Consider the following 14,384-nt stretch of genomic DNA (forward strand, 5'->3'; position numbering starts at 1 on the left):
TGCCGCGGCCGCCCGGGCCGCGCCACCGAGGAGTGATTCCATGACCACGCGTCCCCGTCTTGTCCGCAGCATCCCGTTCTGGGGCCTCGTCGCCGGCTCGATCGCCACGGCCGGCTACGGGGCGATGAGCCTCAGCGAGACGCTCGCCACGATGACCACGACCCTCACCGACGGCACCGCCACCGGTGTCGAGGTCTATGTCGGCCAGTCGCAGGCGGTCTTCGGCGCGGTGCTCGTGGGCGCCGGCATCGTCGGCATCCTGCTCGCCCTGACCGTCGCTTCGGTCGCAACGCTCCGCCCGCACCCGCCGGTCGAGGTCGTCGAGCCGATCGACTGGGATGACGAGTCAGACACGCTCGCGGACGACGCCACCGACGTCGAGGCCGAGACGGTCGCCGAGGACGAGCCGACTCCCGCTCGCTAGAACGGCAGCAGCGGGTCGATCGCGATCGCGACGAACAGCAGAGTCAGATACGTGATCGATGCGTGGAACACACGCATCGGTCGCGGCTCTGTCCCGCGCACGGCGCGGTTGTAGAGGCGGTGCGACTCGTAGATGAACCAGCCGCCGAAGACGAGCGCCGAGACGGTGTACACCAGGCCCATCCCCGCGACGGGGATCAGCAGGAGCGAGCAGGCCACGGTCGCCCACGCGTAGAGGATGACCTGGAGGCCCACCTGCGAGCCGTTGCGGGTCGCGCCGAGCATCGGCACGTGGACCTCTTCGTACTGCTCCTTGTACTTCATCGACAGCGGCCAGTAGTGCGGCGGCGTCCACAGGAACACGAGCGCGAACAGGATCACCGGCGGCCAGGCGAGCGAGCCGGTCACGGCGGTCCAGCCGATGACGACCGGGAAGCAGCCGGCGATGCCGCCCCACACGATGTTCTGCTCGGTGCGGCGCTTGAGGATCATCGTGTAGATCACGACGTAGAAGAAGATGGCCCCGGCCGAGAGCACGGCCGCCAGCCAGTTCGTCGTGAACCAGAGCCACACCGTGGAGACGACAGCGAGGGTCCACGCGAAGATGAGCGCGCCGCGCGGCGACACCTCGCCCGTCACGAGCGGACGGTTGATCGTCCGCTGCATGTGCGCATCGATGTCGCGGTCGAGGTACATGTTGAAAGCCGCAGCCGACCCGGCGCTCAGCGAGCCGCCGATGACGGTCGCCAGCACGAGCCAGATGCTCGGGAACCCGCCCTCGGCGAGGATCATCACCGGCACCGTCGTGACCAGCAGCAGCTCGAGCACGCGGGGCTTGGTGAGTGCGATGTAGGCGCGCACCGTGCGCCCGAAGCTGCGGGGCGCAGTCGGAGCGGTGCGAGCGGATGCCGCAGGCCCGACCGTCGTCGTGATGTCCATCGCCCCCGCAATCGCCGCCTGCAGAACTCGTCAAGTCTATGGCATCGGCGCCGCGGGCCAGGCCCCGGCGAGGCGCCTCACAATCGACCCCTCGCCGCCGTGAGCAGAACGTGATGCCGACGACACGGCGATGACACGGAAGCCGTCTGCGGGTTCGCAAGACTCTGTCACACAGCGGTCCACATGGCCGGGGCGGCATGCCCCTTCGCTATGCTGAGACCACACGCGCGCCTCGCGCCGACTCCCCCTTTCTCCTCCGGACAAGGGCCGCGGACCGGCCGGATTCTGGGCGCACCACCTTCGAGAAAGGCTGCCGGTGTCGGAACTGCGTTGGGATGAGATTGATCGGCGCGCGGTGGATACCGCACGCGTGCTGGCAGCGGATGCCGTCGAGAAGGTGGGCAACGGCCACCCCGGCACCGCGATGAGCCTCGCTCCCGCCGCGTACCTGCTGTACCAGCGCGTGCTGCGCCACGACCCGGCCGACACCGACTGGCTCGGCCGCGACCGGTTCATCCTCTCGGCGGGCCATTCCTCACTCACGCAGTACGTGCAGCTGTACCTCGGCGGCTTCGGGCTCGAGCTCGACGACCTCAAGGCGCTGCGCACGTGGGGCTCGAAGACGCCCGGCCACCCCGAGTACGGCCACACCGCCGGTGTCGAGATCACGACCGGCCCGCTCGGCCAGGGCCTCTCGTCGGCTGTCGGCTTCGCCTACGCCGCCCGCTACGAGCGCGGCCTGTTCGACCCCGAGGCCGCCGCCGGAACGTCGCCGTTCGACCACTTCGTGTACGCGATCGCCGGCGACGGCGACCTTCAGGAGGGTGTGACCAGCGAGGCGTCGTCGCTCGCGGGGCACCAGCAGCTGGGCAACCTCATCGCGATCTACGACTCGAACCAGATCTCGATCGAGGACGACACGAACGTCGCGTTCACCGAAGACGTCGCGGCGCGCTACGAGGCGTACGGCTGGCACGTGCAGGTCGTCGACTGGAAGAAGTCCGGCGAGTACGTCGAAGACGTCGCCGAGCTCTACACGGCGATCGAGGCCGCGAAGGGCGAGACGGCCAAGCCGTCGCTCATCGTGCTGCGCACGATCATCGGCTGGCCGTCGCCCGGCAAGCAGAACACCGGCAAGATCCACGGCTCGGCGCTCGGCGCCGACGAGCTCGCCGCCACGAAGGAGGTGCTGGGCTTCGACCCCGCCGAGACCTTCGCCGTCGCCGACGACGTCATCGCCCACACCCGGTCGCTGAAGGACCGCGCCGCCGAGGACCGCGCCGCGTGGCAGGTCTCGTTCGACGCGTGGGCAGAAGCGAATCCCGAGCGCAAGGGCCTGCTCGAGCGTCTCCTCGCCGGTGAACTGCCCGCCGACATCGCCGACGCGCTCCCGGTCTTCGAGGCCGGTAAAGAGGTCTCGACCCGTGCCGCGTCGGGGAACGTCATCAACGCGCTGGCCGCCGAGCTGCCGGAGCTGTGGGGCGGCTCGGCCGACCTCGCCGAGTCGAACCTCACGACCATCAAGGACGCGAAGTCCTTCATCCCGGCGGAATGGTCGACGCACGAGTGGTCGGGCGACCCCTACGGGCGCGTCCTCCACTTCGGCATCCGCGAGCACGCGATGGGCGCGATCGTCAACGGCATCCGCCTGCATGGCCCCACCCGCCCGTTCGGCGGCACGTTCCTGATCTTCAGCGACTACATGCGCCCCTCGGTGCGCCTGGCAGCGCTCATGGACATCCCGTCGATCTTCGTGTGGACTCACGACTCCGTCGCCCTCGGCGAGGACGGCCCGACGCACCAGCCGGTCGAGCAGCTCGCGACGCTCCGAGCGATCCCCAACTTCGCCGTCGTGCGTCCGGCCGACGCGAACGAGACCTCGGCCGCATGGCTCGAGATCCTCCGCCGCCAGGGCGGCCCCGCCGGCATCGCGCTGACCCGCCAGAACATCCCGGTGTTCCCGCGCGGCGAAGGCGACGCCGAAGGCGACACGTTCGCCTCGACCGCAGGCGTCGCCAAGGGCGCGTACGTGCTCGCCGAGGCGCCGAACGGGACCCCGGATGTGATCCTCATCGCCACCGGCTCCGAGGTGCAGCTGGCCGTCGCCGCCCGCGAGACGCTCGCCGCCGAGGGCATCAATGCCCGCGTGGTCTCGGCCCCGTCGCTCGAGTGGTTCGCCGAGCAGGACGAGGCGTACCGCGAGTCGGTGCTGCCGAAGGCCGTCAAGGCACGTGTCTCGGTCGAAGCCGGCTCCGCGCTCACGTGGCGCGGCATCGTCGGCGACGCCGGTCGCTCGGTCGCGATCGACCACTTCGGCGCCTCCGCCGACTACAAGACCCTGTTCCAGAAGTTCGGCATCACCGCCGACGCCGTCGTCGAGGCGGCACGCGAGACTGTCGCCGCCGCGCACGCGGCGGTGTAGAGAAAGTAGAGAACGCAGCATGAGCACCCCCACCGAACAGCTCGCCGCCCAGGGCGTGAGCATCTGGCTCGACGACCTTTCGCGCGAGCGGATCACGTCGGGCAACCTCACCGAGCTCATCACGTCCCGCACCGTGAGCGGCGTGACGACGAACCCGACCATCTTCCAGGGCGCGATCGGCGGCGGCGGGCACTCGTACGCCGCCCAGATCGGCGAGCTCGCGGCATCCGGTGCCACCGTCGATGAGGCGATCTTCGCCGCGACGACCGACGATGTGCGCGATGCCGCCGACATCTTCCGCCCCGTCTACGACGCCACGCACGGCGTGGACGGCCGCGTGTCGATCGAGGTCTCCCCCGACCTCGCCCACGACACCGAGGCGACGATCGCGCAGGCCAAGGAGCTGTGGGCCACGGTCGCGCGTCCGAACGTGCACATCAAGATCCCCGCGACCAAGGCCGGCCTCCCCGCCATCACCGCGGTCCTCGCCGAGGGCATCTCGGTCAACGTGACGCTCATCTTCAGCCTCGAGCGCTATGCCGAGGTCATCGACGCGTACCTCTCGGGCATCGAAAAGGCGAAGGATGCCGGTCACGACATCTCCGCGATCCACTCGGTCGCGTCGTTCTTCGTGTCGCGCGTGGACAGCGAGGTCGACAAGCGCCTCTCCGCGATCGGCACCGACGAGGCGATCGGCCTGAAGTCGCTCGCCGGCGTCGCGAACGCGCGCCTCGCGTACGAGCTGTTCGAGAAGGAGTTCGCCACCGACCGGGCGAAGGCGCTGACGGATGCCGGCGCCAATGCGCAGCGTCCGCTGTGGGCTTCGACCGGCGTCAAGGACCCGGCGCTGCCCGACACCCTCTACGTCACCGAGCTCGTCGCCCCCGGAACGGTCAACACGATGCCCGAGAAGACGCTCGAGGCGACCTTCGACCACGGCGTGATCGCCGGCGACACCGTCACGGGGACCTACCAGTCCGCCCACAATGTCTTCGCGGACCTCGCCGCCGTCGGCGTCGACTTCGCCGACGTCACCCAGGTCCTCGAGGACGAAGGCGTCGAGAAGTTCATCGCCTCGTGGCACGATCTGCAGGCGACGGTCAAGGCCGCGCTCGAGAGCGCGGCCGCACAGGTCGCACGATGAGCTTCGACATCCACCTGAGCGGCCACGTCAAGTCGGTCGTCGACGCCACGCTTCCGGGTCTCGTCGCCAGCCTCGTCGCCAGCGGCATCACCGCCGGCGACGCGACGCTCTGGGGTCCCGACGCAGAAGACGAGTCGTCGAACCGACTCGGCTGGGTCGAGGCCGTCAGCGTCTCGCGACCCCTCGTGCCCGAGATCGTCGCGCTGCGCCAGACGCTCGTCGCCCAGGGCGTCACCCGCGTCGTGCTCGCCGGCATGGGCGGTTCGTCGCTGGCACCCGAGGTCATCGCGCAGACCGCCGGCGTGCCGCTCGTGATCCTCGACTCGACCGCTCCCGGTCAGGTGCTCGCGGCTCTCGACGGCGACGCCCAGGCCGGCGATCTCGCCAAGACCGTGCTCGTCGTCTCGTCGAAGTCCGGCTCGACCGTCGAGACGGACTCGGCCAAGCGCGCGTTCGAGGCCGCCTTCCGCGACCTCGGCATCGATCCGCTCGAGCGCATCGTCGTCGTCACCGACCCCGGTTCACCGCTCGATCAGGCCGCTCGCGCCGACGGCTACACCGTCTTCAACGCCGATCCGACCGTCGGCGGCCGCTACTCGGCGCTCACGGCGTTCGGCCTGGTGCCGACGGGTCTCGCCGGCGTCGATATCGCCGAGATCCTCGACGAGGCCGAGGCGACGCTCCTCGAGGTCGCGATCGACAGCCCCGACAACCCCGCCCTCGTGCTGGCGGCGGCGATCGCCGGGGGCGAGCCCCGACGCGACAAGCTCGGTCTCGTCACCGACGGCACCCACATCGTGGGCCTGCCCGACTGGATCGAGCAGCTGGTGGCCGAGTCGACCGGAAAGGAAGGCACCGGCATCCTGCCCGTCGTCCTTCTCCCCGTCTCGCCCGAGGTCGAATCGGGCGCGACCGACGTGCAGATCGTGCGCCTGGTCGACGAGGCGAAGCGATTCCACCTGTTCGAGCACCACCACGGCGAGGTGCTCGTGAGCGGTTCGCTCGGCGCGCAGTTCGTCGTGTGGGAGTACGCGACGGCGATCGCGGGACGGATGCTGGGCATCAACCCCTTCGACCAGCCCGACGTCGAGTCCGCCAAGATCGCCGCTCGAGGACTGCTCGACGCCCGCCCCGAGCAGGCGCCGCCGGCCTTCATCGTCGAGGGCGTCGAGGTGCGCGTCTCCGACCCGGCGCTCGCGGCGTCCGGAACCGTCGCCGGTGTCCTCGACGCGCTGTGGGCTCAGGTGCCGGATGGCGGGTACGTCGCCATCCAGGCGTATGTGAACCGCCTCGCGCTGCCGCAGCTGCAGGGCCTGCGCGAACTCGTCGCCGCAGACTCCGGAAAGCCGACGACGTTCGGCTGGGGCCCGCGGTTCCTCCACTCCACCGGGCAGTACCACAAGGGCGGTCCCGCGACCGGCGTGTTCCTGCAGATCCTCGAGCAGACCGACGTCGATCTCGAGATTCCCGGGCGTCCGTTCACGTTCGGCCAGCTCATCCAGGCTCAGGCCGCGGGCGACGCCGGCGTGCTCGCCGACGGCCACGGCCGCCCCGTGGTGACTCTCACGCTGACCGACCCCCAGATCGAAGTGCTCTCGCTCTTCGAAGCAGCCCAATAGCAGCCCGGTAGGAGCCCCCGCCCCCATGACTGTCGAGATCTCGCGCGGCCGCAATCCGCTGCGCGACCCCGAAGACGGCCGTCTGAACCGCATCGCCGGCCCCAGCGCGCTCGTCATCTTCGGTGTCACCGGAGACCTTTCCCGCAAGAAGCTCATGCCCGCGGTCTACGACCTCGCCAACCGCGGACTGCTGCCGCCCGGGTTCGCCCTGGTCGGGTTCGCGCGCCGCGACTGGGAGGACCAGGACTTCGCGGAGGTCGTGCACGACGCCGTCCGGCAGCACGCCCGCACCGAGTTCCGTGACGAGACCTGGCAGCAGCTGCTGCAGGGAATCCGATTCGTCTCGGGCGAGTTCGGCGATCCCGAGGCGTTCGCGCGTCTGCGCGACACGGTCGAGAAGCTCGACGTCGAGCGCGGCACGATGGGCAACCACGCCTACTACCTGTCGATCCCGCCGAAGGACTTCCCCCTCGTCGCCGAGCAGCTGAAGGCGTCCGGGCTCGTCGACGACACCGCCGATCAGCCTGACCGCTGGCGCCGCGTCGTCATCGAGAAGCCCTTCGGCCACGACCTCGCCTCGGCGCAGTCGCTCAACGACGCGCTTCGCACTGCCTTCCCGACGGACTCGATCTTCCGCATCGACCACTACCTCGGCAAGGAGACGGTCCAGAACATCCTGGCCCTGCGCTTCGCGAACGAGCTGTACGAGCCGATCTGGAACAGCAACTACGTCGACCACGTGCAGATCACGATGGCCGAGGACATCGGCGTCGGCGGCCGTGCCGGTTACTACGACGGCATCGGCGCGGCGCGCGACGTCATCCAGAACCACCTGCTGCAGCTCATGGCCCTCACCGCCATGGAGGAGCCGATCTCGTTCGACGCGAAGAACCTCCGCGCCGAGAAGGAGAAGGTGCTCGCAGCCGTCACCCTTCCGAAGGACCTCGCCCGCTCGACCGCCCGCGGCCAGTACGCGGGCGGCTGGCAGGGCGGCGAGAAGGTGCTCGGCTTCCTCGAGGAAGACGGGATGAACCCGCATTCGACCACCGAGACGTATGCGGCGATCACCCTCGAAGTGAACACGCGCCGCTGGGCCGGTGTGCCGTTCTACCTCCGCACCGGCAAGCGCCTGGGCCGCCGCGTCACCGAGATCGCGGTCGTCTTCAAGCGCGCGCCCGAGCAGCTGTTCTCGCGCAATCAGACGTCCGGTCAGGGGCAGAACGCTCTCGTCATCCGGGTGCAGCCCGACGAAGGTGTCACGATCCGCTTCGGCTCGAAGGTCCCGGGCGCAGGAGCACAGGTGCGCGACGTCACGATGGACTTCGGCTACGGCCACGCCTTCACCGAGGCGAGCCCCGAGGCCTACGAGCGCCTCATCCTCGACGTGCTCCTCGGCGATCCGCCGCTGTTCCCCCGTCACGAGGAGGTCGAGCTCTCGTGGAAGATCCTCGACCCGATCGAGGAGTTCTGGACGGCGCAAGGCGGTCCGCTCGAACAGTATTCGCCCGGGTCGTGGGGCCCGGCATCCGCGGATGAGATGCTCTCCCGCGACGGCCGTACCTGGAGGCGCCCGTGATCGTCGACCTGCCCGACACCACCGTCAGCAAGATCTCGCGCGCGCTCGTCAACGTGCGCGAAGAGGGCGGTGCAGTCGCCCTCGGACGCGTGCTGACGCTCATCATCCTCACCCGTGAAGGTGCGATGGAGGAGGTCATCGAGGCCGCCAACGACGCATCGCGCGAGCACCCCATGCGGGTCATCGTGCTGCTGATCGGCAACGACCAGGACGCCGAGTCGCGTCTGGACGCGCAGATCCGCGTCGGCGGAGACGCCGGCGCGAGCGAGGTCATCACGCTCCGGATCGCCGGCGAGGCGGGCAACTCGAACCTCGAGTCGCTCGTCACCGGTCTCCTCCTTCCCGACGCCCCGGTCGTGGTGTGGTGGCCCAATCGGACGCCCGACAACCCGTCGAAGACTTCGATCGGCAAGATCGCACAGCGTCGGATCACGGATGCCGCGACGAAGACCGACCCGGCCGCCTGGGTCGCCGATCTCGGCTCGAAGTACGCGCCGGGAGACACCGATCTCGCCTGGACGCGTCTGACGCGCTGGCGCGAGCAGCTTGCCGCGATCCTCGACCAGCCGCCGTATGAGGCGGTGACCGGTGTTCGCGTCCGCGGCGCGGCCGACTCGCCGTCCACGGCGCTGCTGGCCGCATGGCTGCGGCTCACCCTGGATGTGCCGGTCGACTGGGCCTATCTCGACTCCGCGGAGTGGCCGCACGGCATCAAGTCGGTCACGCTCGTCCGCCCCAGCGGCGAGGTCGTGCTCGAGCGTCCGAACTCGGACGTCGCGATCCTCACACAGCCCGGGCAGCCGATCCATGACCTCGCGTTCCCGCGTCGCACGCTCCGCGAGTGCCTGGCCGAGGAGCTCCGGCGCCTGGATCCCGACGTCCTGTATGGTCGTGTCATCACCGAGGGCTGGGAGCTGCTGCACCGGCCGGCGACGAAGGAGACGCGGGAATCGGAATGAGTGCGTCGCATGGTTGAGGAATGGGCCGAGAAGCGTGTCGTCATCGGATCCGACCCGGCGGCGCTGGCCGAATCCGTCGCCGCACGATTCCTCAGCCGCGTCGCCAAACGCGTCGATGAGGGCAAGTCCGCACACATCGCCCTGACCGGTGGATCGATGGGCTCGGCCGTCCTCGCCGCAGCGTCGCGGAACGAACGGATCAACCGCATCGACTGGACGCGCGTGCACTTCTGGTGGGGTGACGAGCGCTTCGTCGCTCGCGGCGACGCCGACCGCAACGAGAAGCAGTCCCGTGCCGCGCTGCTGGACGCTCTCGTGGAGATCGGCCTTCCGCCCGAGAACATCCATGCCGCCGCGACATCGGACGAGGGTGTCGATCTCGACGCAGCCGCTGCCGCGTACGCCGCAGACCTGGCGCGATTCGCCGGAGCGGAAGGGGCGTGGCCGTCGTTCGACGTCTGCTTCCTCGGCGTCGGGCCCGATGGCCACATCGCCTCGCTCTTCCCCGACCGTCCCGAGATCCAGATCACGGATCAGGCGGTCGTCGCGGTGCGCGACTCCCCCAAGCCGCCGCCCGAGCGCGTCAGCCTGACGAGGCCCGTCATCAACAGCTCCAAGCGCGTCTGGATGGTGCTCACCGGCGCCGACAAGGCCTCAGCGCTGGGCCTCGCCCTCGCGGGAGCGAGCTACGCGAGCGTACCCGCCGCCGGCGCCAAGGGGCGCAAGCGCACCGTGTTCTTCGTCGACGAGGCGGCGGCGGCGAAAGTACCGCCGGAACTCATCGACCGAGAGTACTGAGGCCGGGCCGAGAGACGCAGGGATCTCGCGGCCGTTCGACCTCAGTCCTGACCGCGGCGGTCGCGAAGCTGCTTGAGGGCGTCGTCGAGAAGGGCGTCGGCCTCTTCCTCGGTGCGGCGCTCCTTCACGTAAGCGAGGTGCGTCTTGTACGGCTCGGTCTTGGCGACAGCCGGAGGGTTCTCCTTGTCGCGACCTGCGGGAAGCCCGGAGTGCGGCGAGTCGATCGTGTCGGGGATCTCCTCCTCGGGGATCCCGGCGGCGAAGTACCGGACCGTCTCGTTGCCGAGAGCGTCCCAGTACGAGATCGCGACGCGATCCGCGTGGAAGCCGTGGTCCTGCTCGCCCATGGGACCGGCGCCGACGCGCGTCCCGCGGATCGCATTCCCCCCGGTCGCCATCAGATGGCCTGGAACTTCGTGATCAGGCCGAGGGCCACGATCGAGACGAACCAGGCGAGCGCCAGCACCACCGTGAAGCGGTTCAGGTTGCGCTCAGCGAGGCCGGAGGATCCCAGCGCCGAGGTCATGCCGCCGCCGAACATGTCGGACAGCCCACCACCGCGACCCTTGTGGAGCAGGATGAGGAGGGTCAGCAGGAGACTCGTGATGCCGAGGAGCACCTGGAGGACGAACTCGAGGATCTGCACAGTCGTTGAAGCCTTTCGCTGCGATCATTCGCTGATCGCACAAGGGTCAAGTATACGGTGGCGCCGGCCGGACTATACGCCGACGTGCTTCTGGTAGCGGATGATCGCCGCGAACTCGTCCACGACGAGGCTCGCACCGCCGACCAGCGCACCGTCGACATCGGGCTCGCGCATGTAGCTGGCGATGTTCGACGACTTCACGGAGCCGCCGTACAGCACGCGCGTGCGGGCAGCGGCATCCTCACCGAGCTTGTCGGCGATGACGACGCGGAGCTTCGCGCAGACGTCCTGGGCCTGCTCGGGCGTCGCCGCCTGGCCCGATCCGATCGCCCACACCGGCTCATAGGCGACGACGATGTCGGCATCCGCCGCCACGCTCTCCAGGGCCACCGACAGCTGGCTGACCGGCACCGCGCTCGCCCCGAACTTCTCGAGGTCCTCCGCGGTCTCGCCGACGCAGATCACGGGAACCAGGCCGTGCCGGAGGGCGGCCTGCACCTTCGATCCCACGACCTCGTCGGTCTCGGCGTGGTACTGCCGACGCTCGGAGTGCCCGATGATCACGTAGCGGTTGGCGAGCTTCGCGAGAAAAGCCCCCGAGATCTCACCGGTGTACGCGCCCGAGTCGTGCGCGGAGATGTCCTGCGCGCCGAGGGCGAACGGGATCTTGTCGGCGTCGAGGAGCGTCTGCACGGTGCGCAGGTCGGTGAAGGGCGGGAAGACCGCGACCTCGACCGATCCGTCTTCGTGCTTGGCGTCTTTGAGCGTCCAGTGCAGCTTCTGGACGAACGCGACCGCCTGCAGGTGGTCGAGGTTCATCTTCCAGTTGCCTGCGATGAGCGGTGTTCTGGTCACAGCGACCATCCGAGGACCTCCAGTCCGGGAAGCTTCTTGCCCTCGAGGAACTCGAGGCTCGCGCCGCCGCCCGTCGAGATGTGTCCGAATTCGTCGTCCGCGAAGCCGAGCTGGCGCACGGCGGCAGCGGAGTCTCCGCCGCCTACGACCGAGAGGCCGTCGACCTCGGTGAGTGCCTTCGCGACCGCCTTCGTCCCGGACGCGAAAGGCGCGAGCTCGAAGACGCCCATCGGTCCGTTCCAGAAGACGGTACGGCTGCTGCGGATCGCCTCGGCGAAGGTCGCGGCCGTGTCGGGCCCGATGTCGAGGCCAAGGCCCGATGCGCCGAACGGCGTGTCTTCGATGCCGTCGGCGCGCGTGACGACGTGCTCGGCATCCGCACCGAACTTCGACGCCACGACGACGTCTGTCGGGAGCACGATCTCGACGCCTGTCGCCTCCGCCGTGCGCATGTAGTCGCGCACAGTGTCGAGCTGGTCGGCCTCGAGCAGGCTGGAGGCGACCTTGTGACCCTGCGCTGCCAGGAACGTGAACAGCATGCCGCCGCCCACGAGGATGCGGTCGACGCGGGGCAGCAGGTGCGAGATGACGCCCAGCTTGTCACTCACCTTCGAACCGCCGAGCACGACCGTGTACGGGCGCTCGGGGTTCTCGGTGAGGCGGTCGAGCACATCGAGCTCGGCCGCGATCAGCAGCCCGGCCGCCGACGGCAGAATCTCGGCGAGGTCGTAGACGCTCGCCTGCTTGCGGTGCACGACGCCGAAGCCGTCCGACACCAGCGCATCTCCGAGTTCCGCGAGCTGCTCCGCGAAGGCACGACGCGTGGCGTCGTCCTTCGCGGTCTCGCCGGCGTTGAAGCGCAGATTCTCGATCACCGCGACGTCGCCGTCCTCGAGGGCGGCGACAGCCTCGTGCGCGGACTCGCCCACCGTGTCGCGAGCGAACGCGACGGGCTTGCCGAGCAGCTCCGACAGTCGCTGGGCGACCGGGGCGAGGCTGTACTTCTCGTCGGGGGCCCCGTCGGGGCGGCCCAGGTGCGAGCAGACGACGAGTCGGGCGCCCTGGTTGATGAGGGCGTTGAGCGTGGGCAGCGACGCGCGCACGCGGCCATCGTCCGTGATCACGCCGTCCTTCAGAGGGACGTTGAGATCGCAACGGACGATGACACGCGTGCCTGCGAGCGTGCCCACCGACTCCACGAGCGAATCGAGGGTGCGCAGGGTCATGGCGATCGCTTAGAGGCGCTCGGCGACGTACTCGGTCAGGTCGACGAGACGGTTGGAGTAGCCCCACTCGTTGTCGTACCACGCCGAGACCTTCACCAGGTTGCCGCTGACGTTGGTCAGCTCCGCGTCGAAGATCGACGAGTGCGGGTTGCCCTGGATGTCGCTGGAGACGATCGGGTCCTCGGTGTACTGCAGGAAGCCGGCGAGACGGCCCTCGGCGGCAGCGGTCTTGTAGACGGCGTTGATCTGGTCGGCGGTGAGGCCGTCGGTCGGCGTGACGATCGTGAGGTCGACGATCGAGCCGGTGGGCACCGGCACGCGGTACGACGAGCCGCTCAGCTTGCCGTTGAGCTCGGGCAGCACGTGGCCGATGGCCTTCGCGGCACCGGTCGAGGCGGGGACGATGTTGATCGCTGCGCCACGCGCACGACGCAGGTCGCTGTGCGGGCCGTCCTGCAGGTTCTGGTCGGCCGTGTAGGCGTGCGCGGTCATCATGAAGCCGCGCTCGATGCCGAACGCGTCGTTGAAGACCTTCGCGAGGGGCGCGAGGCAGTTCGTGGTGCACGACGCGTTGGAGATGATGACGTCGGTCTCGGGGTTGTAGTCGCCCTCGTTGACGCCCATGACGATCGTGACGTCGTCGCCGGTGGCGGGAGCGGAGATGAGCACCTTCTTGGCGCCGCCCTGGACGTGCTTCTTCGCGTCTTCGGCCTTGGTGAAGCGGCCGGTCGACTCGATGACGATGTCGACGCCGAGCTCGCCCCAGGGGAGGTTCGCGGGGTCGCGCTCTTCGAAGACCTTGATGGTCTTGCCGCCGACGGTGATGGAGTCCTCGTCGTACGAGACGTCCTCGGCGAGAACGCCGCCGACGGAGTCGTACTTGAGGAGGTGCGCGAGGGACTTGTTGTCGGTGAGGTCGTTCACCGCCACGATCTCCAGGTCTGCCCCCTGCGCGAGAGCCGCGCGAAGGTAGTTGCGTCCGATGCGGCCGAAGCCGTTGATTCCGATCTTGACAGCCACGGAATTTCTCCTGAGAAGTGTCGTGCGCGAGTGCGCGGTTTGTGCGTTCAGACGGTGGACAACGGCGTCCCGGCGGGGCTGCCCGCCGGGACGCCCACGCTTGCTATGACAGTACCAGCAGGCCCGAGGTCTTCTCGCGGGCCACCGTGAAGCGGTCCTGCACGTTCTGCCAGTCGGCGATGTTCCAGAACGCCTTGACGTAGTCGGCGCGCACGTTCTTGTAGTCGAGGTAGTACGCGTGCTCCCACACGTCCAGCAGCAGCAGCGGCACGGAGCCCGCCGCGAACGAGGACTGCTGGTCGAAGAACTGCTGGATGATCAGGTTCTCGCCGATCGAGTCCCAGAACAGTCCCGCCCAGCCCGAACCCTGCACGCCGAGCGCAGCGGCGGTGAAGTGGGCCTGGAACTTGTCGAACGACCCGAAGTGGTCATCGATCGCCGACTCGAGGTCGCCCGTCGGCTTGTCGCCGCCGTTGGGAGAGAGGTTCGTCCAGAAGATCGAGTGGTTGGTGTGCCCGCCGAGATTGAAGGCGAGATCCTTCTCGAGCTTGTTGATGTTCGCGAGATTGCCCGAGTCGCGCGCTTCGGCGAGCTGCTCGAGAGCGGTGTTCGCACCCGTCACGTACGCATTGTGGTGCTTGCTGTGATGCAGCTCCATGATCGTCGCGCTGATGCTCGGTGCGAGCGCTGCGTAGTCGTAGGGGAGGTCGGGCAAGGTGTACTTCGCCATGTTCTCTTCTTCCAGTCGGCGCAGCGC

At 68.9% G+C, this 14,384-nt stretch carries 14 protein-coding genes; 7 read left to right on the forward strand and 7 right to left on the reverse strand.

What is annotated here, in order from left to right:
- The first annotated feature begins 40 nt into the window (after window positions 1–40).
- Window positions 41–424 (forward strand): dinucleotide-utilizing enzyme, encoded by a 384-nt coding sequence (locus tag FFS15_RS15600; RefSeq protein WP_137845971.1) that lies wholly within the window; start codon window positions 41–43, stop codon window positions 422–424.
- Here the strand turns inward: FFS15_RS15600 and FFS15_RS15605 are convergent.
- The gene (locus FFS15_RS15605; RefSeq protein ID WP_137845972.1) at window positions 421–1,362 is read right to left on the reverse strand and encodes a heme o synthase; all 942 of its coding nucleotides are present in this window, start codon (window positions 1,360–1,362) and stop codon (window positions 421–423) included. The two genes, FFS15_RS15600 and FFS15_RS15605, sit on opposite strands and share 4 nt — an antisense overlap.
- Before the next feature lie 316 nt (window positions 1,363–1,678).
- Here FFS15_RS15605 and tkt point away from each other — a divergent pair, with 316 nt between their 5' ends.
- The 6 genes from tkt to pgl are packed head-to-tail and all read left to right on the forward strand — an operon-like array spanning window position 1,679 to window position 9,880.
- Window positions 1,679–3,784: a transketolase gene (tkt, locus tag FFS15_RS15610; RefSeq protein WP_137845973.1), complete on the forward strand. Its 2,106-nt coding sequence runs from the start codon at window positions 1,679–1,681 to the stop codon at window positions 3,782–3,784.
- A 19-nt stretch (window positions 3,785–3,803) separates the two neighbouring features.
- Window positions 3,804–4,928: a transaldolase gene (gene tal, locus FFS15_RS15615; RefSeq protein WP_137845974.1), complete on the forward strand. Its 1,125-nt coding sequence runs from the start codon at window positions 3,804–3,806 to the stop codon at window positions 4,926–4,928.
- Window positions 4,925–6,547: a glucose-6-phosphate isomerase gene (locus tag FFS15_RS15620; protein WP_137845975.1), complete on the forward strand. Its 1,623-nt coding sequence runs from the start codon at window positions 4,925–4,927 to the stop codon at window positions 6,545–6,547. The genes tal and FFS15_RS15620 overlap by 4 nt, the downstream gene beginning before the upstream one ends.
- 25 nt (window positions 6,548–6,572) lie before the next feature.
- Entirely contained in the window at window positions 6,573–8,123 is a 1,551-nt protein-coding gene (gene zwf, locus FFS15_RS15625) for a glucose-6-phosphate dehydrogenase (RefSeq protein ID WP_137845976.1), read from the forward strand.
- Window positions 8,120–9,082 carry a glucose-6-phosphate dehydrogenase assembly protein OpcA gene (locus FFS15_RS15630; RefSeq protein WP_137845977.1) on the forward strand — a complete coding sequence of 321 codons (963 nt, stop codon included), beginning with the start codon at window positions 8,120–8,122 and terminating at the stop codon, window positions 9,080–9,082. The genes zwf and FFS15_RS15630 overlap by 4 nt, the downstream gene beginning before the upstream one ends.
- A 9-nt stretch (window positions 9,083–9,091) precedes the next feature.
- Window positions 9,092–9,880, forward strand: coding sequence for a 6-phosphogluconolactonase (pgl, locus tag FFS15_RS15635; protein ID WP_137845978.1), 789 nt, complete (start codon window positions 9,092–9,094; stop codon window positions 9,878–9,880).
- A 41-nt stretch (window positions 9,881–9,921) separates the two neighbouring features.
- Here pgl and FFS15_RS15640 read toward each other — a convergent pair whose 3' ends face one another.
- The 6 genes from FFS15_RS15640 to FFS15_RS15665 form a co-directional block, all read right to left on the reverse strand.
- Window positions 9,922–10,278, reverse strand: a complete 357-nt coding sequence (locus FFS15_RS15640) for an RNA polymerase-binding protein RbpA (protein WP_137845979.1) — start codon at window positions 10,276–10,278, stop codon at window positions 9,922–9,924.
- Window positions 10,278–10,526, reverse strand: coding sequence for a preprotein translocase subunit SecG (secG, locus tag FFS15_RS15645; RefSeq protein WP_137845980.1), 249 nt, complete (start codon window positions 10,524–10,526; stop codon window positions 10,278–10,280). Before secG ends, FFS15_RS15640 begins: the two co-directional genes overlap by 1 nt.
- A 72-nt stretch (window positions 10,527–10,598) precedes the next feature.
- Window positions 10,599–11,390, reverse strand: a complete 792-nt coding sequence (tpiA, locus tag FFS15_RS15650) for a triose-phosphate isomerase (protein ID WP_137845981.1) — start codon at window positions 11,388–11,390, stop codon at window positions 10,599–10,601.
- On the reverse strand, window positions 11,378–12,607 hold the full coding sequence (locus FFS15_RS15655; protein ID WP_137845982.1) for a phosphoglycerate kinase: 1,230 nt from the start codon (window positions 12,605–12,607) through the stop codon (window positions 11,378–11,380). Before FFS15_RS15655 ends, tpiA begins: the two co-directional genes overlap by 13 nt.
- A gap of 9 nt (window positions 12,608–12,616) precedes the next feature.
- Entirely contained in the window at window positions 12,617–13,627 is a 1,011-nt protein-coding gene (gene gap, locus FFS15_RS15660; protein WP_137845983.1) for a type I glyceraldehyde-3-phosphate dehydrogenase, read from the reverse strand.
- 103 nt (window positions 13,628–13,730) lie between these two features.
- A complete protein-coding gene (locus FFS15_RS15665; RefSeq protein ID WP_137845984.1) occupies window positions 13,731–14,357 on the reverse strand; it encodes a superoxide dismutase in 627 nt (208 codons plus the stop codon).
- Window positions 14,358–14,384: the final 27 nt, after the last annotated feature.

The organism is Microbacterium sp. 2FI (assembly GCF_005502885.1).
Taxonomy (GTDB): Bacteria; Actinomycetota; Actinomycetes; order Actinomycetales; family Microbacteriaceae; genus Microbacterium.